At 67.5% G+C, this 23,855-nt stretch carries 20 protein-coding genes; 12 read left to right on the top strand and 8 right to left on the bottom strand.

What is annotated here, in order from left to right:
- Entirely contained in the window at positions 1–837 is an 837-nt protein-coding gene (locus tag WMN78_RS16515) for a sugar phosphate isomerase/epimerase family protein (RefSeq protein ID WP_340534816.1), read from the top strand.
- A gap of 588 nt (positions 838–1,425) precedes the next feature.
- On the top strand, positions 1,426–2,259 hold the full coding sequence (gene proC / locus WMN78_RS16510) for a pyrroline-5-carboxylate reductase (protein ID WP_340534815.1): 834 nt from the start codon (positions 1,426–1,428) through the stop codon (positions 2,257–2,259).
- A gap of 17 nt (positions 2,260–2,276) precedes the next feature.
- Here the strand turns inward: proC and WMN78_RS16505 are convergent, their stop codons facing one another.
- Together WMN78_RS16505 and WMN78_RS16500 are read right to left on the bottom strand one after the other, a co-directional pair.
- Positions 2,277–2,963, bottom strand: coding sequence for a potassium channel family protein (locus WMN78_RS16505; RefSeq protein WP_305942151.1), 687 nt, complete (start codon positions 2,961–2,963; stop codon positions 2,277–2,279).
- Entirely contained in the window at positions 2,956–4,389 is a 1,434-nt protein-coding gene (locus WMN78_RS16500; protein ID WP_340534814.1) for a TrkH family potassium uptake protein, read from the bottom strand. The genes WMN78_RS16505 and WMN78_RS16500 overlap by 8 nt, the downstream gene beginning before the upstream one ends.
- A 104-nt stretch (positions 4,390–4,493) precedes the next feature.
- Between WMN78_RS16500 and WMN78_RS16495 the strand changes: the two genes are divergently transcribed.
- Positions 4,494–5,717 carry an acetoin utilization protein AcuC gene (locus WMN78_RS16495; protein ID WP_340534813.1) on the top strand — a complete coding sequence of 408 codons (1,224 nt, stop codon included), beginning with the start codon at positions 4,494–4,496 and terminating at the stop codon, positions 5,715–5,717.
- 28 nt (positions 5,718–5,745) lie between these two features.
- Here the strand turns inward: WMN78_RS16495 and WMN78_RS16490 are convergent, their stop codons facing one another.
- Positions 5,746–6,360: a hypothetical protein gene (locus WMN78_RS16490; RefSeq protein ID WP_340534812.1), complete on the bottom strand. Its 615-nt coding sequence runs from the start codon at positions 6,358–6,360 to the stop codon at positions 5,746–5,748.
- Between the two features lie 29 nt (positions 6,361–6,389).
- Here WMN78_RS16490 and WMN78_RS16485 point away from each other — a divergent pair, with 29 nt between their 5' ends.
- Entirely contained in the window at positions 6,390–6,953 is a 564-nt protein-coding gene (locus WMN78_RS16485) for a metalloregulator ArsR/SmtB family transcription factor (protein ID WP_340534811.1), read from the top strand.
- 99 nt (positions 6,954–7,052) lie between these two features.
- Here WMN78_RS16485 and WMN78_RS16480 read toward each other — a convergent pair whose 3' ends face one another.
- Positions 7,053–8,414, bottom strand: a complete 1,362-nt coding sequence (locus WMN78_RS16480; RefSeq protein WP_340534810.1) for an alpha-hydroxy acid oxidase — start codon at positions 8,412–8,414, stop codon at positions 7,053–7,055.
- Between the two features lie 117 nt (positions 8,415–8,531).
- On the opposite strand from WMN78_RS16480, the gene WMN78_RS16475 reads away from it, so the two are divergent.
- Positions 8,532–9,239: a FadR/GntR family transcriptional regulator gene (locus WMN78_RS16475; RefSeq protein WP_340534809.1), complete on the top strand. Its 708-nt coding sequence runs from the start codon at positions 8,532–8,534 to the stop codon at positions 9,237–9,239.
- Positions 9,240–9,323: 84 nt separating this feature from the next.
- On the opposite strand, the gene WMN78_RS16470 is transcribed toward WMN78_RS16475, so the two are convergent.
- Both WMN78_RS16470 and WMN78_RS16465 read right to left on the bottom strand, forming a co-directional pair.
- Positions 9,324–11,837 (bottom strand): beta-glucosidase family protein, encoded by a 2,514-nt coding sequence (locus tag WMN78_RS16470; RefSeq protein WP_340534808.1) that lies wholly within the window; start codon positions 11,835–11,837, stop codon positions 9,324–9,326.
- The gene (locus WMN78_RS16465; protein ID WP_340534807.1) at positions 11,838–13,148 is read right to left on the bottom strand and encodes an MFS transporter; all 1,311 of its coding nucleotides are present in this window, start codon (positions 13,146–13,148) and stop codon (positions 11,838–11,840) included.
- Between the two features lie 109 nt (positions 13,149–13,257).
- Between WMN78_RS16465 and WMN78_RS16460 the strand changes: the two genes are divergently transcribed.
- A complete protein-coding gene (locus tag WMN78_RS16460; protein WP_340534806.1) occupies positions 13,258–13,860 on the top strand; it encodes a TetR/AcrR family transcriptional regulator in 603 nt (200 codons plus the stop codon).
- Here WMN78_RS16460 and WMN78_RS16455 read toward each other — a convergent pair.
- Positions 13,857–14,879, bottom strand: coding sequence for a LacI family DNA-binding transcriptional regulator (locus WMN78_RS16455; RefSeq protein ID WP_340534805.1), 1,023 nt, complete (start codon positions 14,877–14,879; stop codon positions 13,857–13,859). The two genes, WMN78_RS16460 and WMN78_RS16455, sit on opposite strands and share 4 nt — an antisense overlap.
- Positions 14,880–15,106: 227 nt before the next feature.
- On the opposite strand from WMN78_RS16455, the gene WMN78_RS16450 reads away from it, so the two are divergent.
- The 6 genes from WMN78_RS16450 to WMN78_RS16425 all read left to right on the top strand — a co-directional run bounded on the left by WMN78_RS16450 (position 15,107) and on the right by WMN78_RS16425 (position 21,594).
- Positions 15,107–16,600 carry a Gfo/Idh/MocA family oxidoreductase gene (locus WMN78_RS16450; protein ID WP_340534804.1) on the top strand — a complete coding sequence of 498 codons (1,494 nt, stop codon included), beginning with the start codon at positions 15,107–15,109 and terminating at the stop codon, positions 16,598–16,600.
- 29 nt (positions 16,601–16,629) lie between these two features.
- Complete coding sequence (locus WMN78_RS16445) at positions 16,630–17,598, top strand: NAD(P)-dependent oxidoreductase (RefSeq protein ID WP_340534803.1); 969 nt, start codon at positions 16,630–16,632, stop codon at positions 17,596–17,598.
- On the top strand, positions 17,595–18,500 hold the full coding sequence (locus tag WMN78_RS16440) for a 5-dehydro-4-deoxyglucarate dehydratase (protein ID WP_340534802.1): 906 nt from the start codon (positions 17,595–17,597) through the stop codon (positions 18,498–18,500). The genes WMN78_RS16445 and WMN78_RS16440 overlap by 4 nt, the downstream gene beginning before the upstream one ends.
- Complete coding sequence (locus tag WMN78_RS16435; protein ID WP_425341164.1) at positions 18,500–19,630, top strand: mandelate racemase/muconate lactonizing enzyme family protein; 1,131 nt, start codon at positions 18,500–18,502, stop codon at positions 19,628–19,630. Before WMN78_RS16440 ends, WMN78_RS16435 begins: the two co-directional genes overlap by 1 nt.
- Positions 19,627–21,096 carry an aldehyde dehydrogenase (NADP(+)) gene (locus tag WMN78_RS16430; protein WP_340534800.1) on the top strand — a complete coding sequence of 490 codons (1,470 nt, stop codon included), beginning with the start codon at positions 19,627–19,629 and terminating at the stop codon, positions 21,094–21,096. The genes WMN78_RS16435 and WMN78_RS16430 overlap by 4 nt, the downstream gene beginning before the upstream one ends.
- A 114-nt stretch (positions 21,097–21,210) precedes the next feature.
- On the top strand, positions 21,211–21,594 hold the full coding sequence (locus WMN78_RS16425) for a hypothetical protein (RefSeq protein ID WP_340534799.1): 384 nt from the start codon (positions 21,211–21,213) through the stop codon (positions 21,592–21,594).
- A gap of 13 nt (positions 21,595–21,607) precedes the next feature.
- Here WMN78_RS16425 and WMN78_RS16420 read toward each other — a convergent pair.
- On the bottom strand, positions 21,608–23,855 hold a 2,248-nt coding region (locus WMN78_RS16420; RefSeq protein ID WP_340534798.1), incomplete at its 5' end, for a bifunctional SulP family inorganic anion transporter/carbonic anhydrase.

Below are 23,855 nucleotides of genomic sequence, written 5' to 3'. Positions count from 1 at the left end.
ATGAGCGCCGACGTCGAACGTTCCCCTGAAGAAAACCGGGTGATCCCGGTGGCGCTGTCCAGTGCGTCCGTGTACCCGCTGAGCGTCCATGATGCTTTCGCCGTGGCGCAGGACCTTGGTTTTGACGGCGTGGAGGTGATGGTCACCAACAACACCACCAGCCAGAGCCCGCACTCCCTCCTTGAGCTCAGCCACCGTTACCGGCAGCCGATCGTCTCCATCCACGCCCCCACGCTGCTGCTGACGCAGAAGGTGTGGGGATCGGCCTGGAACAAGATCGAAATGTCCTGCCGGATGGCCCGCGAGGTGGGCTGCGGCACCGTGGTGGTCCATCCGCCGTTCCGCTGGCAGAACAACTACGCGGAGAATTTCCCCGCCGGCATTCGCCAGCTCGCCGACATGTACCAGGTACGGATCGCCGTCGAAAACATGTATCCGTGGCGTGTGCGGGGCCGGGAGACTGTGGCCTACCTGCCGCACTGGGACCCTTTGGGCCAGGATTACGACGACGTCACGTGGGACTTCTCGCACGCCGCCACTGCGGGGGCCAACAGCGTTGAGGCGATCAAGGCCCTCGGCAGCAAACTCAGGCACATCCACCTTACGGACGGGTCGGGCTCCGGCAGGGACGAGCACCTGATTCCAGGCCGCGGCAACCAAGGCTGCGCGGAAGCGCTGCAGCACCTGGCAGGCAGCGGATTCGACGGCGTGGTGGTGGCGGAAATTTCCACTCGACGGGCGAGGTTTGCGGGGGAGCGCGAACAGTGGCTCAACGAAACCCTGGGATTCGCGCGCCAGCACCTGAGCCGTCCGCTGGTCGGCGCCAGGGACGCCTGAGCAGCCAACCGTTCGAAGAGCGCCGCAGTTCAGCAGAAAGAGCCGGTTAAGAAATCGCCGGTTAACAGAGAAGAGCGCCGGGCGGTCCTGCCGAAGGAATTGGGGGAACCCTTCCGCAGCCGCCCGGCGCCGCGCCGGTTCCGAGGAACCGGCTGTCATCACTCGCACCTGTGAGGCACTTTCCAAGTTACAGACGCACTTTGGGTGTTCCGCGAGTTTTCCCTGTGCGTTGGCTGGCAATCGGCGTTTGGGTGCTGGGCGTTGGGTGCGGGGCGGACCCTCGCTGGGTGCAGGGGACCTTAAATGAGAAAGCACCGGCAAATGAGAAAGCACCGGCGGCCCTGGCAGGAAAATGGGGGAAACCTGCGTCAGACCACCGGTGCCGGGCAAACATCCCCATGCTTGCCTCATCACTCGCACCCTCAATGAGGTAATAACTACGTTATGGGTCCACTTTGTGAAGAAGCTGCGGCGAACATGTGAACCAGCTGTGAATGAAGCCCGCCGCGCCCGTCGCCGCCTGCAGCCGCGGTTCCGGACCACAGCCCCCGGATGCGACAACGCGCGCCGAACTGCAATGATGGACCAATGAGCAACCGAATCGCATTCCTTGGCTGTGGATCCATGAACGAGGCAGTCATGACCGGCATGCTGGAGGCCGGAACGGACCCGGCGGACGTGGTGGCCACGGTCCGGCGCGCGGAGCGTGCTGCCGAACTTGCCCAGCGCCACCCCGGCATTACGGCCATCGCCGGTGAAGAGGAGCCGGAGAACAACAGGCAGGCTGCCACCGGCTCCGACGTCGTGATTCTCGGCGTCAAGCCGGTAGGCATCGCCGACCTCGCACGGGAGATCAGCGGCTCCCTTTCCCCGGAAACCATCGTGATCAGCGTGGCCGCCGCCGTGTCCATCGCCCAGCTGGAAGCCGCACTGCCGGCCGGCCAGCCGGTGATCCGCTCCATGCCGAACACCCCCGCCAAGCTGGGGCGCGGCGTCGTGTCCGTCTCCCCGGGAACGAACTGCTCGGCAGAACAGCTGCAGCTGGCCAAAGACATCCTCAAAGGCGCCGGAACTGTGGTGGAGGTGCCCGAGGAACAGGTGGATGCGCTCTCCGCCATCAGCGGTTCGGGTCCGGCCTACGCGTTCTACCTGGCCGAGGCGATGGCGGCTGCCGGCGTCGAGCTCGGCCTGGATCCTGACTTGTCGCTGCTGCTTGCACGGGAAACCGTGGCCGGAGCCGGCCTGATGCTGACCGAACCGGGCGCGGACCCCGCTGCCCTTCGCAAGGCCGTGACCAGCCCGAACGGCACCACCGAACGCGCCATTGCCACGTTCGACGACCGCGGACTGCCGGCGATCATTGCCGAGGGTGCCCGCGCCGCGGCAGCCCGCGCCGCCGAAATCACCAAGCAACTCGCCTAGTTTTAACGCCGCAGGGGCTACGGCCGGGCAGCGAACCGTTCCAGCAGGTCAACGTGGCCGGACACGATCAGCATGTCCCGGGAGGACACCTTGGTTTCCGGCCGGGCGTAGGTGAAGTCTTCGCCGGGTGACTTCACGCCGACGATGGTTACGCCGTACTTGGAGCGGACCTTGGACTCGTCCAGGGTGAAGCCCACCGTTTCGCGGGGCGGATACATCTTCACGATCGCGTAGTCGTCGTCGAACTCGATGAAGTCCAGCATCCGTCCGGATACCAAGTGCGCGGCACGGACACCCGCGTCGGCCTCCGGGTAGATCACGTGGTTGGCACCGATCCGGGTCAGGATCTTGCCGTGTGACGGCGTGATCGCCTTGACCCAGAGGTGCTGGATCCCGAGGTCCACAAGGTTCACGGTGATCAGCACAGAGGACTCGATGGATGTGCCCACCCCCACCACGGCGGAGCTGAACTCCTGCGCGCCGAGCTGCCGCAGGGCGTCGATGTTCGTGGCGTCGGCCTCGACGACGTGCGTGAGCACCGGGGCCCATTTCTGCACCAGGTTGCGGTCGCGTTCGATCGCCAGAACCTCGCGCCCCTGCTTGACCAGCTGTTCGGCGGTGGATGAGCCAAAGCGGCCCAGCCCGATCACCAGCACGGGGGCGTTGTGGGCGGGGCGATTTACGGCGCCTGAGGAATCAGCCAATGATGGGCCTCTCTTCCGGGTAGTGGTACAACTGGCTCCGCTGGCGCAACGCCAGCGCAGCGGCGAGGGTCACGGTGCCCACGCGGCCGGCGAACATGAGCGCGGACAGGACATAAACGCCGGACGGCGGCAGCTCGGCACTGAGATTGGTGCTGAGGCCCACGGTGGCGAAGGCTGAAATGGTCTCGAACAGCACACGGTCCAGGGAGGCGCCGCTGATGTGCAGGAGCATGAAGGCCGAAACGGAGACCAGGGTTGCGCCGGCGACGATCACCGAGATGGCCACCCGCATGGTTCCCTGCGGAATGGTGCGTCCGTAGACCTTCACATCGGCGTCGCCGCGGGCCTCCGCCGCGATGGCCAGGAACATGACGGCGATGGTGGTCACTTTGATGCCGCCGGCCGTGGAGGCCGAGCCGCCGCCGGCGAACATCAGGGCGTCAGTAAGCAGCATGGTGGTGGATTCCATGTGGTTCTGGTCCACGAGGTTGAAGCCGCCGGACCGGGTCATCACGGAGGCGAAGAGGGAGTGCGTGATTTTGTCGCCGATGTCCATGGAACCGATGGTCCGCATGTTTTCCCACTCCATCAGGCCCCACAGCACGGTTCCGGCCGCCAGGAGGATGAAGGACACCTGGATGGTCAGCTTGGTGTGCAGGTTCCACTTCTTCCAGTTCAGCCCGTTCTGCTGCAGCACCATCACTACGGGAAACCCCAGGCTGCCCAGGAAGACGCCGAGCATCAGCGGGACCAGGATCCACAGATCCGTCTCGTAGGGGACGATGCCGTCCGAGTGCGGTGTGAAACCGGCGTTGTTGAAGGACGAGATTGAATAGAAGACGCCGTGCCACACCGACTGGCCGAAGCTCTCGCCCAGCGTCAGGAAGCGGGGGATGAGGGCCAGTGCCAGGATGCCTTCGATGACCACGGAGGTGGTGATGACGATCCGCAGCAGGGTGCCCACTTCGCCGAGGCGACCGGCGTTGTTCATGGCTTCCTGGGCAATGAGCTTGCCGCGCACGCCGAGCTTCTTGCTGACCATCAGCGCCAGCAGCGAGGCGAGGGTCAGCGTGCCCAGGCCGCCGACGAAAATGCCGACCAGGATGACCAGCTGGCCAAAGAAGGACCAATGCACGGCGGTGGACACCACGGTCAGTCCGGTCACGCAGACGGCGGACACCGCAGTGAACAGGGCCTGGTGCAGGGGCGTGAAATCGCCGGTGGCAGAGGAGGCCGGCAGGGAAAGGAGCAGCGTGAACACAATGATGACGACGCCGAACGCGGTCAGTGCCAGCCGGGCCGGCGACGTGTTGGCAATGTTGTCGATGAAGTCGCGGATGCCCGTGAAAATCCACAGGCCCTCACGCTCCGGCATGCCGGGGTGCCAGTTAGCCGGGCTCTTGGACCTCGGCTGGCTTTGCGTCATGTGCGGCTTATCCTCGGTTGAAACTGCTTCCTTCAGTAGTAAACCACTATATTCCGCGCGGTGACGTGGAAATGGGGCTGCCCGGCTCAGGTAGCCTGTCCTTGATGACATTCCTGCCCGGACTCGCTCAGCCCGCACTGCCAACGATGGTGGTGTGGGACATGGCCATGACCGCATACAACTTCGGCCACGGGCATCCGATGGCACCGGAACGCATGGAGCTCACCGCCCGCCTGGCCCGCAGCCTTGGCCTGCTGGACCTGGGGCACGTCACTGTGGTCGCCCCGGATGTGGCCAGCGATAAGGAACTGTCCACTGTCCACAGCCCCGAATTCGTTGCGGCGGTCCGGCGCGTCAGCCTAAACCCGGACGTCCCCGACCTTGAGCGCGGCCTGGGCACGGAGGACGACCCCGCTTTCGCCGGCATGCATGAGGCCAGCGCGCGGCTTGCCGGAGGTTCACTCATGGCAGCCAGCGCGATCCTGGACGGCAGCGCCGTCCGGGCCGTCAATTTCGGGGGCGGCATGCACCACGCTGCCAAGGAGCGCGCCAGCGGCTTTTGCATCTACAACGATGCCGCCCTGGCCATCCAGAAACTGCTCGACGGCGGCGTGCAGCGGGTGGCATATATCGACGTTGACGCCCACCATGGCGACGGGACGCAAAGTATTTTCTGGGACGATCCCCGGGTCCTCACCATTTCCCTGCACGAGACCGGGCTGACACTGTTCCCCGGGACCGGCTTCGCCAACGAGATCGGCGGTCCCAACGCCCAAGGCAGCGCCGTCAATGTAGCCCTTCCGGCCGGGACGGGCGACGCCGGCTGGCTCCGGGCATTCCACGCCGTGGTGCCGCAACTGATCGGTGCCTTCGAGCCCGAGGTGATTGTGAGCCAGCACGGCTGCGACTCCCACCGCCTGGATCCCCTGACGCACCTCAACATCAGCGTGGACGGCCAGCGCGAAGCGGCCACCGCCGTCGGAAATCTTGCCGCGCGCTACTGCGGCAACCGGTGGATTTCCACCGGCGGCGGGGGGTACAACGTGATCACCGTGGTGCCGCGGTCCTGGAGCCACCTGATTGCCGTCGCCGCCGGCCGGCCCGTGCCGCTCCGCACCCCTGTCCCGGCGGACTGGCGGCAGTACGTCGAGGAGAAATACGGTGCCAAGTACGGTGTGTCCGCACCCGAACTCATGGGCGACGACGTGGATCTCTGGTGGCGCTCGTGGGAGGTCGGCTTCGACCCCAACGACGAGGTGGACCGCACCGTCATGGCCACGCGCAAGGAAGTCTTTCCGCTGTACGGCCTGGATCCCTGGTTCGACTAGCGGCTGGTTCGACCGGCGCCGGGTTCTGCTAGGTGAGCGGCTTTTCCGTCTGGAACACCACCCCGGCGGCGCCGATCAGCCAGCCCAGCAGGGACAGCGCGAAAGCGCCGATCAGGTCCGTGGACGCTGTTCCTTTCACCAGCCAGAGCAGCAGGACCAGCAGCCCCACCGCCAGGTACACCACTACTGCGGCCACGATCCGGCCGGACAGGCGGGCAGTGACCTCGGCCGGGTTGAAGCCGGCGGTGGCGTCGCCGGGAGCGAGGTCGCGGCGGGCTTCCTCGTCGCGGCGGACCTCGGCAATGGTGAATCCGAGGGCCGATGCCGTCAGCGAGCTCAATGACGTGGCCAGCACTCCTGCCGCGGTGACCAGCGCTCCGTTCAGCGGAGGTGCGACCGTCCGGCCGTCCGGCACCCAGAACCCGACGCGCAGCAGCACGGAGCCCCAGACCGCAACGAACAAGCCTAAAAACACAAAAGCGATGATGTTGAACAGCTGCTGGCGCAGGAAATCCATGGCCACCCACCCCTCATGTCTGAGCGGCCGCAGCCGGACATCCCGGGGCAACCGTGAGTCCGTTGTAGCACCGGGGCCTTCACGGAGCAATGGCCTGCGGGAGCGGGGCGAAATAGTGGATGCCATCCGGCGTATATGTCGCTAGGGTGGATCACATGGTGACAGACGACGTATTTGCCGTCATTGCTGAGGCAACCCGGCGTGACATTCTGGTATCCCTCCGCTCGGGGGACAAAGCAGTGGGGGAGCTGGTTGAGGAACTGGACGCCAGCCAGCCCACCATTTCCAAACATTTGAAGGTGCTGCGCGAGGCCGACCTCGTCAGCATGCGCGCCCAGGGCCAGAAACGCTATTACGCGCTGAACCCCAAACCGCTTGCCGGCGTCGCCAGCTGGCTGGAGACGTTCGACGTGGGGCCGCGGGCCGCCGTCGTCAGCTCACCTTCCGCCCAGATCCTGGAGGAAAAAACCGAGCCGGCCGCGGAAGCCGCGGGCACCGCACCGTCGCCGGTGCCCGCCGCTGCGGGCACGTCCCGTCCGGCTGCCGCCGGGGTGCCGGGGCTGTCCGAGGGCGGCCAGCTGAGCCCCGCCGTTGCGATTCCAGTGGCCACGGCCGGGGATGACTCCGTCCCGCAGCAGATCGGCCGCACAGTTGGCCGCGCCGCCACGAAAGCCGCCGACCTCATCGCGAACCTGCCGAAGTTCGGCCGCAAGAAGTAGCCCCCGCACCCAACTGACTGGCAGGTAACGTCGTCAAAACCCGTTTTGGGAGCGTTAACTGCGAGTCAGTTGGGCGGGCGTTCCTCAGCCGGACCTGCCCTACTTGCCGAGGATCCGCACGTGGTCAGGGGCCAGCTCGGAGAGCTTGCTGACGCCCAGCAGCGCCATGGTGCGGGTCATGTCCTTTTCCAGGATCTGGATGGCACGGTCCACCCCGGCGCGGCCGCCGGCCATAAGGCCGTACAGGTACGCGCGGCCGATCAAGGTGAAGTCGGCGCCCAGTGCCAGCGCGGCAATGATGTCCGCGCCGCTCATGATGCCGGTGTCCAGCATGATGGCCGCGTCGGAGTTGTCCTTGGTGAAGGCTTCCTTGACGCCGGGCAGCAGGTGGAACGGGATGGGGGCACGGTCCAGCTGGCGTCCGCCGTGGTTGGAGAGCACCACGCCGTCGGCGCCGTGGTCTACCACCTTGCGGGCGTCGTCGACGGTCTGGATTCCCTTGACCACCAGCTTGCCCTTCCAGGTTTCGCGCAGCCAGTCCAGGTCCTCAAAGGTCAGCGTGGGGTCGAACATGGAGTTGATCAGGTCCGCCACGGTTCCGGTGTAGCGCGAGAGCGACGCGAACGTCAGCGGCTCGTGGGTGAGGAAGTTGAACCACCAGGCCGGGCGGTAGGACGCGTCCAGCACCGTCTTCAGCGTGAGTGCCGGCGGGATGGTCATGCCGTTGCGGACGTCGCGGAGGCGGGCGCCGGCGACGGCGGTGTCCACCGTGACCATCAGGGTGTCGTTTCCTGCCTTGGCGGCGCGCTCGATGAGTTCCAGGGAGCGGTCGCGGTCCGTCCACAGGTACAGCTGGAACCAGTTCCGGCCGTTGGGTGCGGCCTCGGCAACGTCCTCGATGGACGCGGTGCCCATGGTGGAGAGCGTGTAGGGAATGCCGGCGGCCTCGGCGGCCTGGGACCCGGCGTACTCGCCTTCGGACTGCATCATCCGGGTGAAGCCGGTGGGTGCGATGCCGACGGGCAGGCGGGACGGCTTGCCCAGGATGTCGGTGCTCAGGTCGATGCTGGAGACGTTGCGGAGGATGCCCGGCCGGAATTCGATGTCGAGGAAGGCCTCGCGGGCCCGGCGCAGGGTGATTTCGGCTTCGGCGGCTCCGTCGGTGTAGTCGAACGGCGCCTGCGGGGTGCGCCGCTTGGCCATGTCCCGCAGTTCCCAGATAGTGCTGGCGCGCTGCAGCTTCGCGGCGCGGCTGAACTCCGGCTTCTTGAACTGCATCAGCGGAGCGAGGTCCGAGTATTTCGGCACACGGCGCTTGAGTGCGGCCGGGACCGCGGATGCGGCACGGTTCACGGCGCCGGTCAAAGAAGTGCCGGCAGTGTTGCCGGCAGTCGCCGGGACGTCCGTTGTTCCGGGGGCCGGGGTGGCCTCGGGGTTGCTTGGCTGGATGGTGTGCGTCATTGCGGCCTCCGCGGCGTAGGTCTGGAGTGGCTCCGGACAGTCTGGCTGACTGCCCCGGGGTGTGGTCTAACCACACTCTAGAGGATGTGGTCCGACCACATCAAGTACCATTGGCCCATGCGTACCCATCAATTGGTCCTGCGGTGGATCGAGGACCAGCTCTCCAGCGGCGAGCTGGCCCTAGGCGGCCGGCTGCCGGCGGAGCGGACGCTGGCCGAACAGTTGCAGGTCTCCCGCACCTCGGTCCGTGAAGCGATCCGGGTCCTGGAGGCCATGGGCGTTGTCCGTGCGGGGGTGGGTTCCGGTCCCGAGGCAGGCACCGTGGTTATCGCGGACCCGACGGCGGCGCTCGGCTCCGCGCTGAGGCTCCATGTGGCCACCTCGCACCTGCCCGTCGCTGACATCGTGCAGACCCGCGTCCTGCTGGAATCGTGGGCGGTGGCCCGTGCCCGCACCGGCTCACCTGCCCTGGCCGAGGCGGCCGCGCTTTTGGAAAAGATGGAGGCGTGCCCGGATGCCGATGAATTCCTGGCACTCGACGTCCGCTTCCATCTGGCCCTCGCCGAAGCCGCCGGAAACGCAGTGGTCAGCGCCATGATGGGCTCCCTGCGCGAAGCGATCCAAAGCTACGCCGGCAAGCTCACGGCGAACCTTCCGGACTGGGCTGCCACCGCCGCCCGGCTCCGCGCCGAACACCGCGACATCCTCGCGGCCATCAACAAGCACGACGGCGGCAGGGCGGCCGAGCTCGTGGCAGCCCATATCGAGGGGTACTACAAAGAAGCCGGGCTTGACCCGAACAATTCGGATCCAGCCCGGCCTTAGCCCTGGAGTTTTTGTCCAGATAACGGGCCCAAAGGCCCATTTATCTCACGTTATCTGGACAAAAACTCGGCAGGGAGGGGTCAATCAGCGCAGTTCGATCTCCAGCGCCTGGAATGCGTCGGCCGCGTGCCGGCCCACCAGCAGGCGGAACGTGCCCTGCTCAAACTGCCAGCCGCCGTCGTAATGCCCGAACGCCTTCGCCGGAATGCGCACCTCGACGCTGTCCGTTCCGCCCGGCGCCAGATGCGTTCCCGCGTAGCCGGCAAGCCAGCGGACCGGACGCTCGACGGCGCTGTCGGCACGGTCGAGGTACACCTGGACCACTTCGCGGCCCGTGCGCGTGCCGGTGTTCCGGACCGGGACGTGCACCACAACGTCCTGCCCGGCCGGAACCGACTGGGGTGCGTGGGCCGTGCCCAGTTCGAACGTGGTGTAGCCCAGCCCGAAGCCGAAGGGCAGCGCCGGGGCGGCTCCGCCCGCAGCCTGCTGCCTGAGCCATGCCCGGTAGCCCACGTGGATTCCCTCGGAGTAGACCACCTTGCCGTCCACCGGGGTGGTGTTGAGGACGGGGACATCCTCCAGCCCCGCCGGCCAGGTCGTGGGCAGGCGTCCGCCCGGCTCCTCCGCGCCCAGCAGGATATCAGCGATGGCGGTGCCGAACTCCTGGCCGCCGAACCACCCGAGCAGGACGGCGCCCACCTTGTCCAGCCATGGCATGAGCACCGGGGAACCGGAGTTCACCACCACCACCGTACGCGGGTTCACCGCGGCCACGGCCTCCACCAGCTGGTTCTGCCGGCCGGGAAGGTCCAGGTTCTTGCGGTCGAAGCCTTCGGACTCGATGGCTGCGTTGGTGCCCACCACCACGACTGCCACGTCGGCTGCCCGGGCTGCTTCCACGGCGGCGTCGATCTCCGCCTGCGGATCGGCCACCACGGTTTCCTCACCGAGCAGGATGGCGGTGAACGGGATGACCTGCTCCTTCGGCAGCTGGTACTCGGCCTCGATCCGCACGCTCTGGCCGGCCGCGGTCTCGATGGCGTGCACGGTCTTGGGCGGATCGAACAGGGCAGCACCAAGGACGTCAGTATCGTCCTCGATCTCGCTGTTGAACACCTCGTCGCCGTCGAGGGTGAGCCTGATCTGTCCCACCGTCCCGACACCGAGGTGGTGGACACCTGCCGTTTCGGCGGTCCAGTCCGCTTCCATGCGGATGGAGGCAGCGCCGTCGGGAATTCCGATGCCGAACCAGATCAGGTGCGAGGCAAGGCGGTCTTCGCCGGAGATTTCCGAGCCGTCCGCGGCAAGGAACGTGACGCGGATTCCGGGGACGCCGGACACGGGGTTGCGCAGGGACGCGCGGGGGAACGCCTGCAGGCCCTCGGCCACCTTGGCGCCCCGGACATAGGTGACCTTGACGTCGTCGGGCAGTGCCCTCCGGAGTCCCTGCAGCGGCGAGACGGTGTACTTGGGCATCACCGTGGCGCTGCCGCCGCCCTGGGTGCGTGCCTCCTCGGCGTTGTGGCCGATCACCGCCACGTTGCCGAGCTTCGCGGCGTCCAGCGGCAGGATGCCGCCTTCGTTGCGGACCAGCACTGCGCCGCGCACAGCCACTTCACGGGCGACGGCGGCACCGTTCAGCTGGGCGGGAAGCTCCGTTACGGCGGGCGTGAACCCCTCGAGCGAGCCGACGCGGGCGGCCAGCCGCAGGATGCGGGTCACCTTTTCCAGGATGGCGGCCCGGCTGACCCGCCCGTCCTCGACGGCGGCCAGCAGCTTGGGTCCCCAGTGGCCCACCGGTCCGGGCATTTCCAGGTCCTGGTGCGCGTTGGCCGCATCCACGGACCGGACGCCGGTCCAGTCAGAGACCACGACGCCGTCGAAGCCCCATTCCGTGGACAGCGGGGTTTCGAGGAGCTTGTTTTCGCTCGCTGTGGTGCCGTTGATGGAGTTGTAGGAGCTCATCACCAGCCAGGCGCGGGCCTCCGTGATGGCGTCCTCGAAGGCGGCCAGGTAGAGCTCGCGCAGCGGACGTTCGTCCACCACCGAGTCCGCCGTGAACCGGTCCGTTTCGGCCTCGTTGGCCAGGTAGTGCTTGGGGGTGGCGCCGACGCCCATGGACTGCACGCCGGCAACGTACCCGGCGGCCATGGTTGCAGTGAGCCGCGGATCCTCGCTCATGCATTCGAAGTGGCGGCCGCCCAGCGGGGAACGGTGCAGGTTGATCGTGGGGCCGAGGACGGCGTGCACGCCCTTGCGCCGCGCCTCCTGGCCCAGCACCTGGCCGTAGCGGCGCGCCGTTTCCACGCTCCAGGTGGCGGACAGGGCGGACGACGACGGCAGGGAGACGGAGTCGTGGCGCTCATCGAAGTCTTCGCCGCGGACGCCGGACGGGCCGTCCGACATCACCACGCGGCTCAGCCCGATTTCCGGGATGGCGTGAGTTGCCCAGACGTCCGCGCCGGTCAGGAGCTGGACCTGCTGCTCAAGGGTGAGGCTTTCTGCGAGTTCGCGGATCCGTGCCTCGGCATCCGGAGAAGCCGACGCCGGGGCCAGGACTGCGGGTGATAGTGCGGCCGAAGTTGCTGCGGGGTTCATTTACTTGACTCCTTTGATGCGGGTGACGAGGATGGCGCCGATGATGCCGACGGCGGCACCGCCGAGGAAGAGTGCGGGGTAACCGCCGAAGGCGATGACCGGGAAGGCGACGGCGGGAACCAAGGACTGGGGGAGTGCCTGGGCGATGTTGAAGACGCCGAAGGTCTTGGCGTTCTCGCTCTGGTTGCCGGGCAGGAGGTCGGCGATGAGTGCGACGTCCACGGCGCCGAAGCAGCCAAGCCCCAGGCCGGCGATTGCCTGGCCCACCAGGACCTGGTCCGTGGTGCTGCTCGTGGCAATGACGATGAGGCCCACCATCATGATCAGGGCGGAGGCGATGACCATGCTCTTGCGCTTGCCGATCCGGTCACTGATCCAGCCGCCCAGGAGGCTGGTGGCAACTGTGCCGGCCGAGCTGACCAGGGTGGCCTGGAAGACCAGGCTGGTGACCTCGGATTCAGCCACGTGCAGGTGGTCCGTGAAGAAGTACGGCAGGTAGAGGAGGCCGGCGCAGTAGCCGATGTAGACCATGAACTTGGTGAGCCAGGCCCAGCCCAGTCCGGGGCAGGTGCGGGGGTTGAAGTAGAACGAACCCAGGATCTCCTTGAGGTTCAGGGGGGCCGGCTTTTCGGTCAGGACCCGGTCCTTGAAGGTGAAGGCAAAGGCAACCGCCAGTGCGGTTCCCACGATGCCGGGCACCACGGCCATCTGCAGCGCGTTGTCGAAGAGCTGTACGACGAACGCGGCGGCGACAAGGCCCACGGACAGGGTCATGCCGATCAGGCCGGAGAGGCGCCCGCGCTCAGCCGGGGCGGCCTGGTCCGGAAGCGTTGCTACGAGCGCCGCGAGGGCGGCGTTGAAACCGAGCTGGGCGATGACCCAGGCAACGAGCACACCGGCAACTCCCGTTGCTGAACCCAGCAGGAACAGGGACGCCAGCCCCACGAGGGAACCGCCCACGATCCAGGGCTTGCGCATCCCGAACCGTGACGTGGTGCGGTCGCTCAGCCTGCCGAAGAACGGGTTGGCGAGCAGGGCAACCAGGGCGCCGACACCTGCCACGAGGCTCAGTGCCCCGGCCCGGGTGTCCGGCGTGGTGATTTCGGAAACCTTGATGGCCAGGACCACCAGGGCCGGTGCCAAAACAGCCATCCAGAGGCCCGCACTGGCAATAGGCATGCCGATGACGTAGGCGCGCGGGGCCTTGACGGGCGCCGCGCTGGGACTGGTGGCGCTGGTTGAAGTGCTGCTGTTAAGTGTCCCGTCGGCCGGAGAAGCCTCGGAATCCTGGGAAATGGTCTTGACGGCCACATTGCCTCCTGACGAAAAGTGACCCTCCGTTGGGTCCTGACAACGATGGTAGCGGTAAAAACCGAGTCTGACTAGATTTTTGTGGAAAGAAGTGAAATACACTGACTCAATGCCAACATCGAAGCCACGGGGCCAGTATGCAAAGGGAGCGGAACGCCGCGAACAGATCATCCAGACGGCCACGGATGTTTTTGCCACGGAAGGATTCGAAGGGACGGCGCTCAAGCGCGTGGCCGAGCTGGTGGGTGTCAAGGAAGCCACCCTGTTCCACTACTTCCGGGGCAAGCAGGAACTGCTGACGGCGGTCCTTGCCGAGCGGGACCGGCGCAGCCTGGCTGCAAGCGACCCGGCCGAAGTGGGCCTGCGGCTGCTGAAGCCCGTTGCTGAACGCAACCGGAAAGAACCCGGGCTCACCACGCTCTACGCGGTGGCTTCAGCCACGGCTAATGATCCGGGGCACGATTCCCATCCGTACTTCCAAGAGCGCTACGCCATGCTCGTGGAGGATCTGGCCGAGGACATTGCCCGCCGCCAGGACGCCGGGGAAGTGCGCACGGACATGTCCGCCACGATGCTGGCGCGGCTGGTGGTGGCTGCCTTCGACGGCCTGCAGCTGCAGTGGCTCTACGACAAGAGCGTGGACATGGCCGACGGCCTGACGCAGCTCGTCGATGTCCTGCTCGCTCCGCCCGCAGCGGGCGGCCCTGGCTAGGGGTTGGCGACTCCGGTGCTGCCGCGGACCTCGAGCCGCGGCTGGAACACCGTGGGTCCTTCGGCGATTGCGTCGGTGGGGACGTTGCGGATCAGGTCCCGCATCCGGTGCCACGCCTGCTGGCCCAGTTCGGTGATGGGAACCGCGGCAGTGGTGAGCGTGGGGGTGGTGTAGCGGGCAAAGGGAATGTCGTCGAAGCCAGTGACGGACATGTCCTCCGGGACCCTGACCCCGCGCTCGTGGAGCCCGCTCAGCAGTCCCATGGCCACGAGGTCGTTGAAGGCCAGAATGCCGGTGGCACCGCTGGCAAGGACCGCATCCACTGACTGGTGCCCTGCCTCGAAGGTGGAGCCGCCGTCGAGCATTTGGAGCTCAATCCCCGGGTGGGCCGCCGTGAACTTTTCCAGCCCGGCGACGCGCAGGCCGTTCGACGCACTCCGGGCGGGCCCGGCCAGGAACGCGATCCGGGTGTGGCCCAGGCCCACGAGGTGCTCCGCCAGTTCCTGGATGCCCCGGCCGTAGTCCACCATGAGGCTGGGCGTATGGGTGTCCACGGTGGTGCGGTTGATCAGCACCATGGGCTGGAGCGACGGCGCCAGCTCTTCCAGCTCGGCGTCGGCCATGCGCGGCGCGCACAGCACCAGGCCGTCGCAGCGGCGACGCGCCTCGCCGGCAAGGATGGCTTCCTCGCTGGACACTTCGGAGGAATCGGCGATCAGGACGCGGTAGCCGTCCTGGGCGGCCGCCATGCTGAGGCCGCGGAGGATGGCCTGGAATGTCGGGTTGGAGAGGTCCGGCACCACAATCCCGATGGTGTCCGTCTTGCCCAGCGCCAGGCTGCGGCCCACCGGGTTCGGCTGGTAGTTCAGCTCGGTGGCCGCCGCCCGGACCCGGGCGGCGATGGTGGGGTCAACCGTGAAGTTGCCGTTCATGACGCGCGAGACGGTCGCATGCGAAACACCGGCCTTGAGGGCGACGTCGGCAATGCCGATTCGCCGGGTGGTGGCTCTCCTGCCCATGTGGCCCCTTTCCGGGCTTCTCCGACTCCTCCCCGTTTTTGTCGTCCCGTTCGGGGTTCCCCCTTACGGGCCTCCCCGGAACGGGGAGGGGGATGGTTGACGTGACCGCCAGAGTCTTGATACAAAGCTTATAACGTTCCGAGAAAACGCTTTCTCACAATTCTCACCGCACCATTACCGGCCGTCAAGCGGCCAGCGTTCCTGCCTTCCGAAAGGGTCCTACCGCAATGGGCAACATAGCCAACACCGTCAATCCGGGCAGCGCCGTCACAGCCGCCGGCACAACCGACGGCACAACTGCCGACGCAGCCGCCAGCTCTGTCCGCTCCGCCAACCCTGTCCGCAAGGCCCGGTTCGTCCTGATCGGCACGGGCGGCCGGTCGGAAATGTACATCCGTGCCATCTTCGGCAAGCACTCGGACACCGCCGAGCTGGTGGCGTTCTCCGACGTCAACCCCGGCCGTGTCGAGTTCTATCAGAAGCTCATCCAGGAACTTGGTGCACCCGGCCCCGTGGCTGTCTTTGATCCCGCCGATCTGACCGCCTTCATCCGGGACAACGACATTGACCGCGTAGTGGTGACCACGCCGGACTACACCCACGCCGACTACATCGTGGAAGGGCTGGAGGCCGGCGCCGACGTCGTCGTCGAAAAGCCGCTGACCATCGATGCCGAGGGATGCCGCCGGATCACCAAGGCCGTCGAAGAAACGGGCCGCAACGTGGTGGTCACCTTCAATTACCGCTACTCGCCCCGCAACAGCGCCCTGAAGGAAATCATCCAGAGCGGCGTGATCGGCAAGGTGACGTCCATCGATTTCAGCTGGGTCCTGGACACGGTGCACGGCGCGGACTACTTCCGCCGCTGGCACCGCGAAAAGAAGAACTCCGGCGGCCTGCTGGTCCACAAGGCATCCCACCACTTCGACCTGGTCAACTGGTGGATCGACGACGTTCCGGAGCGGGTCTTCGCTTCCGGCGGCCTGAAGTTCTACGGGGACAGGAACGCCGCCGAGCGCGGCCTGGGCCCCCGTCCGGAACGGGGCACGCCCGACGCCGGAACTGCCGCCGGAACGCCCGACGCCGGAACAGGTACGGCCGAGAAGGATCCCTTCGCCCTGGACCTCCGCGAAGACGAGCGGCTCAAGGCGCTCTTCCTGGACAACGAGCACTTCGACGGCTACCGCCGCGACCAGGATGTCTTCACGGCCGGAATCACCATCGAGGACAACCTGGCCCTCGTGGTGGAGTACCAGGGCGGTCCGCGCCTGAGCTACTCGCTCAACGCCCACAGTCCGTGGGAAGGCTACCGCGTGGCGGTCAACGGCACCGAGGGCCGGGCGGAACTCGAAGTGGTGGAGCGTGCGGCTGTCCTGCACAGCACCGACAAGAAGACCGTGGTGGATCCCTCGGCGACGCCGGTCGATGAGGAGGATGCCGTCCGCCGCAACGGCGAACGCCTGGTGGTCCAGCGCCACTGGGAGGCCGCCTATGAGGTGCCGATCGTCAACGGCGAGGGCGGCCACGGCGGCGGCGACGCGCTGCTCCTGTCCGATCTCTTCAACGGCCCCGGCGAGGACCCCCTGGGACGGCCCTCCGGCTACCTGGACGGACTCCGCTCCGTGTCCGTGGGCATCGCCGGCAACGCCTCCTTGGAATCCGGGCTCCCGGTCCGCACCGCGGACCTGGACCTCGGCGCCGACCTCCGCCGCGGCGCCTAGCCAGCGTCCAACAACCTAAAGGAATCACCATGAGCAGGATTTTTGTCACCGGCGGCTCCGGCCGGCTGGGGCGCAGCGTTGTTGCCGGCCTCGCCATTGCCGGCCACCAGGTCATCTCCGTGGACCGCGACGCCGTTCCCGCCGGGCAGCTGCCCGACGGCGTCGAGCAGCGCACTGCCGACCTCCTGGCGCCGGGGGAGGCGGAACGCCTCCTGCGCGAAACAGCGCCCGACGCCGTGGTCCACCTTGCCGCGATCGCCGTGCCGTTCAGCGCCCCGGAAGACGTCATTTTCAGCACCAACACGAGGCTGGCGTACGCCGTCATCAGCGCGGCCACCGAACTGCGCATCGGCAAGATCGTCACGGCAAGCAGCCCCACGGTACTAGGTTACGGTTCGCCCGCGGGCTGGCTGCCGGAAGGCTTCCCGGTGGACGAGCGCACCACGCCAAAACCCTGGAACGCCTATGCGCTGTCCAAACTCATTGCCGAACAGACCGTACAGATGTTCGCCGCCGCGCAGGGGGATGCCATCCGCTACGCGGCGTTCCGGCCCTGCTACGTGATCTCCCCGGAGGAGTGGGCGGGCGCGCCCACCCAGCAGGGCCATACCGTCCGCGAACGGCTGGCCGATCCCGCCCTGTCCGCGCCGGCCCTCTTCAACTATGTGGATGCACGTGACGTGGCGGACTTCCTGGACCTGCTGCTGGCCAAAATGGACACCATCCCCAACGGCCAGACCTTCTTCGTGGGAGCCGCCGACGCGCTGGCCACCGCACCGCTTGCCGAACTGATGCCGCAGTTCCTGCCCGGCAGCTCGGAGCTTTCCGCCGGACTCACGGGCACCAGCCCGGCCTTTTCGATCACGAAGGCCCGCGAGCTGCTCGGCTGGGAACCGAAACGCAGCTGGCGGACCGAACTGAAGACTGAAACCACCCTCAACGACGAGACCCCCGCCGTGCTGGTCGCGGCCGGCACAGGATCAAAGGAGACCCCATGAAATTCGACGGCGTACTGTTCTTCCCGGTCACACCCTTCACACCGGAAGGGACCGTGGATGTGGACATCCTTAAGGAGCACATCACGTCCCGCCTGCCCCACGGCCCGGGCGGCGTGTTCCCGGCCTGCGGCACCGGCGAGTTCCACGCGCTGGGCATTGACGAGGTGCGCACCGTGGTGGCGGCCGCCGTCGAAGCCGTCGCTGGCCACGTGCCGGTTGTTGCGGGCGCCGGCGGGCCGCTGGGCCATGCGCTGGCATGCGCCCGCGTGGCCGAGGAAGCCGGTGCCGACGCGCTGCTGGTCCTTCCGCCGTACCTCGTGACCGGACCCGCCGACGGCCTGGTGGCGTACATCGAGGCGGTGGCCGCGGCCAGCAGCCTGCCGGTGATCGTTTACCACCGCGGCAACGCGAAGTACACGGCAGCCTCCGTGGCCCGGCTCGCGGCCAACCCCAAGGTGATCGGCTTCAAGGACGGGCTGGGCGATGTTGGCCTGGCCCAGGAGATCGTCAGCGCCGTCAACGCCAGCGGACGCCAGGACTTCCTGCTCTTCAACGGCCTGCTCACCGCTGAACTGACCCAGGGCGCCTACCGCGGCCTGGGCATCCCGCTCTATTCCTCGGCCGCGTTCGCCATGGCTCCGGAAATCGCCAAGGCCTACTACGACGCCTACACCTCCGGCGACGAGGACCGCAGGCACGCCCTGCTGGACGGCTTCTACGCGCCGCTGGTCCGGCTCCGCGACCAGACACCGGGGTTCGGCGTCTCCCTGATCAAGGCCGGGCTGCGCCTGGGCGGCCTGCCGGTCGGTTCGGTCCGGGCTCCGCTGGTTGACCCCACCGAGGATCAGCTGGTCCAGCTCAAATCCATCCTGGCCAAGGGCTACGAGCTGGCCGGCCGCTAATGGTTGCCGCCGTGGACGCAGCAGTGCGGACGCTGCCCCGGATCACCGGACTCTCGAGCCGCCTCCTCACGGTGCCGCTCCTGCGGAGCTGGGGAGCGGAGGCACCGGAAAACCACGTGATCGTCACCAAAATCCGGACGGACGACGGCGGCACAGGGCACGGTTTCTCCTGGACCCCCACCATCGGCCCGCAGGCGGTCAAAGCGCTCCTGGACTTCGACGTCGCGCCCTTCATCACGGGACTCGAAGCGAACCCCGAGGGAGTGTGGGACCAGCTGTGGAAGAGGCTGCACGAAGCCGGCGGCGGCGGGCTGACCACCATCGCCATGGCCGGAGCGGACCTTGCCTTGTGGGACCTCCAGGCCCGCCGCGCCAACACCTCGGTGACCGGGCTGCTCGGCCAGCGCCAGGACTCCGTGGAAGTGTACGGTTCCGGCGTGAACCTGCATTACTCCCTCGGGGAGCTCGTGGCGCAGACGGAACGCTGGGTTGCAGCCGGGCACAACGCCGTCAAGATCAAGGTGGGTAAACCGGACATCCGGGAAGACGCGGAACGCGTGGCCGCTGTCCGCAAAGTCCTCGGGCCGGACCGGAAGCTCATGATTGACGCCAACCAGCGCTGGGACCTCCCCACCACGTTCCGTGCCCTGGACGTGCTGGCGGAGTTCGGCCTCGAATGGCTCGAAGAACCCCTCCGCGCGGACGATCTCTGGGCGTACCGGAGGCTGCGCAAACACTCACCCGTGCCCATCGCGCTCGGCGAAAACCTGCACACCATCTACCGCTTCCGCGATTTCATCGAGGCGGAGGCGGTGGACATCATCCAGCCCAACATCATCCGGGTGGGCGGCATCACCCCGTTCCGCCGGATCGTGGAATTGGCCCGCACCCACAGCATCAGGGTCATGCCGCACCTGCTGCCGGAACTTTCCGGTCAGCTCGCCCTGACCATGGCCGAACCCACGCTGGTGGAGGACGTCGAAGACGCCTCCTTCGAACAACTCGGCGTGCTGGACTCGCCGTCGCCCGTGCAGGTCCGTGACAGCCGGCTCACCCTCGCGGGCAGGCCGGGGCTGGGGTTCGCCTTCTCCGGACCATCCGCTGATCACCAGAACAGGAACTCACTGTGACAACTGCAACGCTCGAACTCACCGCCCTGACGGCCGCCGCCACCCGGGCGGCCAAAGCCGCGGCAGCAGCGTCCGACGTCGAACGGGCCGCCTGGCTGAACGCCGTCGCCGATGCGCTGGACGCCAATGTGACGGAACTGGTGGCCCTCGCCGACGAGGAGACCCGGTTGGGCACCGCGCGGCTCACCGGCGAGGTGGCCCGCACCTCCGGGCAGCTGCGGCTTTTCGCTACGGTGATCACCGAAGGCTCCTACCTTGAGGCCGTCATCGACCACGCCGACCCGTCGTCCACTCCGCCCAAGCCTGACCTGCGGCGGTTGCTGAAGCCGCTCGGCCCGGTGGCTGTCTTTTCGGCGTCGAACTTCCCGTTCGCGTTCTCGGTGGCGGGCGGCGACACGGCGTCGGCGCTCGCCGTCGGCTGTTCAGTCGTTGTGAAGGCGCACTCCGGCCACCTCAGGCTCTCCGAACGGACAGCGGAAATCGTCACGGATGCGCTGGCTGCTGCCGGCGCTCCCGACGGTCTGTTTGCGCTGGTCAGCGGGCGGGAGGCCGGTACTGCACTGGTGCAGGATCCGGCCATCAAAGCCGTGGGCTTCACCGGATCCATTCCCGGCGGCCGGGCGTTGTTCGACCTCGCGGTCTCCCGGACCGAACCCATTCCGTTCTACGGCGAACTCGGCAGCCTCAACCCCGTGGTGATCACGGCCGAGGCACTGAAGGCCCGTGGCGGTGAGCTGGCGGCAGGCTTGGCGGGTTCCTTCACCCTCGGCGCCGGGCAGTTCTGCACCAAGCCGGGGCTCGTGTTCATCCCGGCCGGAACCGACTTCCCGGCGCTGCTGGCGGAAGCCGCCAGGGACAAGGGCGCTGCCCCCATGCTGACCGGGCGCATCGCCGACGCCTACCCGGACGGACTCCGGGCGGTGGCCGCACTGACGGATGCGTCGGGCCGGCCCGCCGTGCAGGTGGTCAGCGGTTCGGTTGACCAGGACGCAACAGCGAACGGCGCGGCCCCGGTCATTTTCAGGACCACCGCCGCCAGCGTGCTGGAGCGCCCGGCGGAACTGCTGGAGGAGTGCTTCGGCCCCACCACGCTGCTGATCGAGTATTCGGGCCAGGACGAGTTGACCGAAGCCCTCGCCCTGGTGCCCGGCAGCCTGACCGCCACCGTCCACGCACAGCCGGGCGAGGATGTCACCGGGCTGGTGGAGCAGCTGTCCGGCCTCGCCGGCCGGGTGCTGTTCGACGGCTGGCCCACCGGCGTCGCGGTGAACTGGGCCCAGCAGCACGGCGGCCCCTACCCCGCCACCACCTCGCTGTTCACCTCGGTGGGGGCGACGGCGGTACGGCGCTTCCAGCGCCCCGTGGCCTACCAGGACGCTCCGGAGGCAGCGCTGCATCCCGCCCTGCGGGAAGACAACCCCTTGGGCATCCCGCGCAGGGTGGACGGTGCGCTGGTGCTGCCTTAACCTCATGCGCCGGCTGGGGCGCAAGTGACACAGGAAAATCATCCTCCGGAAACGTTGCTGCAATCTTGCCGGGGGATGCTGTTCCCAGGAGCAGCACCAGGGGAGGGGCTCATCGTGGATACAGGCGGCAATACGATCGTCAGGACAAGTTCGGAGTTGTCGGTCGGGGAGGAAATCGAGGCCTGGCACAAGGGCCGGTTGTTCCACCGGGGACGGGTGGCTGAAACGATTCCCACGACGGACCTGTTCTGGATCGTGGACTCGCGGACGGGCGCGCGCAAGCTGCTGGACGTGGAAGCGCTCGAGATCGTCAGGGCCGAAAAGGCCGTCGCAGCCGAAACCGTCAGGCCCGAAACCCTCAGGCCTGAAGCGCTCAGGCCTGAAGCGCTCAGGCCTGAACCCGCCAGGCCTGAACCCGCCAGGGTCGACAAGGCCCGGGTCGCCGCTCCACGCCCGTCCCGGCGTGAACCGCACGTTGTGTGGTTCTCCAACGCCTGAGGCCCCCGCCCGATCAGCGGCTGCTTGCGGCGGGGTCGAGGTGGCTGATGCCGTCAGGCGTGACCTGCAGGACCCGTGCCGTGGAGATGTCATAGAACAGCCCCGCGACGTGGACGCGTCCTGACTCGAGCGGTTCCCGCAGACCGGGGTGCCGCTGCAGCCTGTCCAGCTGGACCGCAACGTTCACCATGGCCAGCTGGTCGACGGCGCCGTACCCGGCCTGCGCCGCGGCCGCCTGGACAGGATGCCCTTCGCGGAAGGCCACAAGGCTTGGCCGTGCGTGGTCAAGCCAGATGTCGATGGCGCCGCGCCCGCCGGAGTCGTCCGTGTCCGCCCACAGGGCAGTCATGGCGCCACAGGCGGAATGCCCGCAGACCACGATGGACTCCACGGAGAGCTCGTTGAGGGCAAAGTCGAGGGCTGCCTCGATGGAGGCGTCCCGGCCGTCGTCGCCCACCACGTTGCCCACGTTCCGGACCGTGAAGAGGTCGCCGGGGCCGCTGCTGGTGATGAGGTTCGGAACGACGCGGGAGTCCGCGCAGGCAACAAAGAGCGTGCCTGGATCCTGGAACGTGGACAGTTCCTCCACGTGCGGACGCACCAGGTGGGCGTTGCGGCGGTGGTAGTTGTCGACGCCGGTCAGCACCGACCGCAGGGGCCCCGGAATTTCCGGCCGCCCTGCGCCTTCGGTCCCGTGGGCTGCCTGCCCGGAGAGGAGCCGCCGCTGCCAGCTGCGCCAGGGAGCAAACCCGCTTCGCAGGGCGGAGCGCGAACTGCCGCGGCTCGGCGGGCCGGCCTGTGCATCGTGGAGCGAGGCAGTGCCGCTTTCCTCAATGACCACTGTGCCGCCGTTGCCCACATGCCGGTTGCGCCAGGCATCAAGGGTGTCGTGGACGGGATGGTCCAGGAAGTCCACTTCCAGCTCCACCGTCACGTGGCCGCCGGCCGGAACCGAGGCCAAAACTGCGCTCAGCCGGGGGAGCGAGAGGAAACTGCAGGACCCGTCAATCACAACGCGCCAGCGGTTCCCGTCGCCGCTGCCGATCGGTTCCGCGTGGATGCTGGCACGGGCCACTCGCCAGAGAACCAGGGCGACGGCCAGGACCAGGCCGGTCAGCACGCCCGCGAGCAGGTTGACGAACACCACAAAGAACAGGGTCACGCCGTAGACCGTGAGGTCACCGGTCCGCCGTGCTGTCCGGATGTCGGCCGCCCGGACCAGGCGGGAGCCGATCACAATCAACAGGCCGGCGAGGACAGCCTGGGGAATCAGCTGGATGAGTCCCGCCAGCAGCAGTGAGAAGACCAGGACCCAGACGCCGTGCAGTATTGCCGACTTGCGCGTCCGGGCGCCGGCCTCGAGGTTGGTGGCGCTGCGGACGATGACTCCGGTGACGGGCAGGCCGCCCAGCATTCCGGAGGTCACATTGGCGGCTCCCTGCCCCAGGAGTTCGCGGTTGAAGTCCGTCCGCGGTCCGTGGTGCATCTTGTCCACGGCCACGGCGGAGAGCAGGGATTCAACGCTGCCAATCAGCGCCACGGTCATCACGCCAATAACCACGGCGGTCCAGTTCCCGCCCGGCATCTCGGGAAGGGACAGTGCGGCCAGGAGGGAACCGTCAAAGGTGATCCGGTCCACGTTGAAGGGCAGGGACAGGGCGGTTGCTGCGATCACTGCGACCAGCGGGCCGGGAACGCGGCGCACTGCCGCGGGAAGGTGCTTCCAGGCGAGCAGCAGGACGATCACCACCGCACCAAGGACCGCTGCGGCGATGTCGGCCGCGAAAAAGCTGCCCGGCATGGCCATGATGTTCTCCCAGGCCTCGCTGGCGGACTCGGCGCCGAGCATCACGTGCAACTGCTGCAGCACGATGGTGATACCGATGCCGGCGAGCATGGCATGGACCACCACCGGTGCAATAGCCAGCGCAACGCGGCCCACCCGTGCCAGGCCCAGCAGCGCCTGGAGAACGCCGGCGGCCGCCGTGATGGCACACGTTGCCGGCCAGCCGAACTGTTCAATCAGGCCGGCGACAATGACCGTCAGCCCGGCTGCGGGTCCGCTGACCTGCAACGGTGAACCGCCCAGGCTGCCGGCGACGATTCCGCCCACGGCAGCTGCAATCAGGCCGGCCATAACCGGGGCGCCGGAGGCGGCCGCAATGCCCAGCGACAGCGGGACGGCCACGAGGAAGACCACCAGTGATGCAGGCAGGTCCCAGCGGAGCCCGGTTGTCAGGAATGCCCGGAGGCCTTTGGGA

The organism is Arthrobacter oryzae, assembly GCF_037911235.1.
Taxonomy (GTDB): Bacteria; Actinomycetota; Actinomycetes; order Actinomycetales; family Micrococcaceae; genus Arthrobacter; species Arthrobacter oryzae_E.
This window is presented reverse-complemented; position numbering and strand designations above follow the sequence as displayed.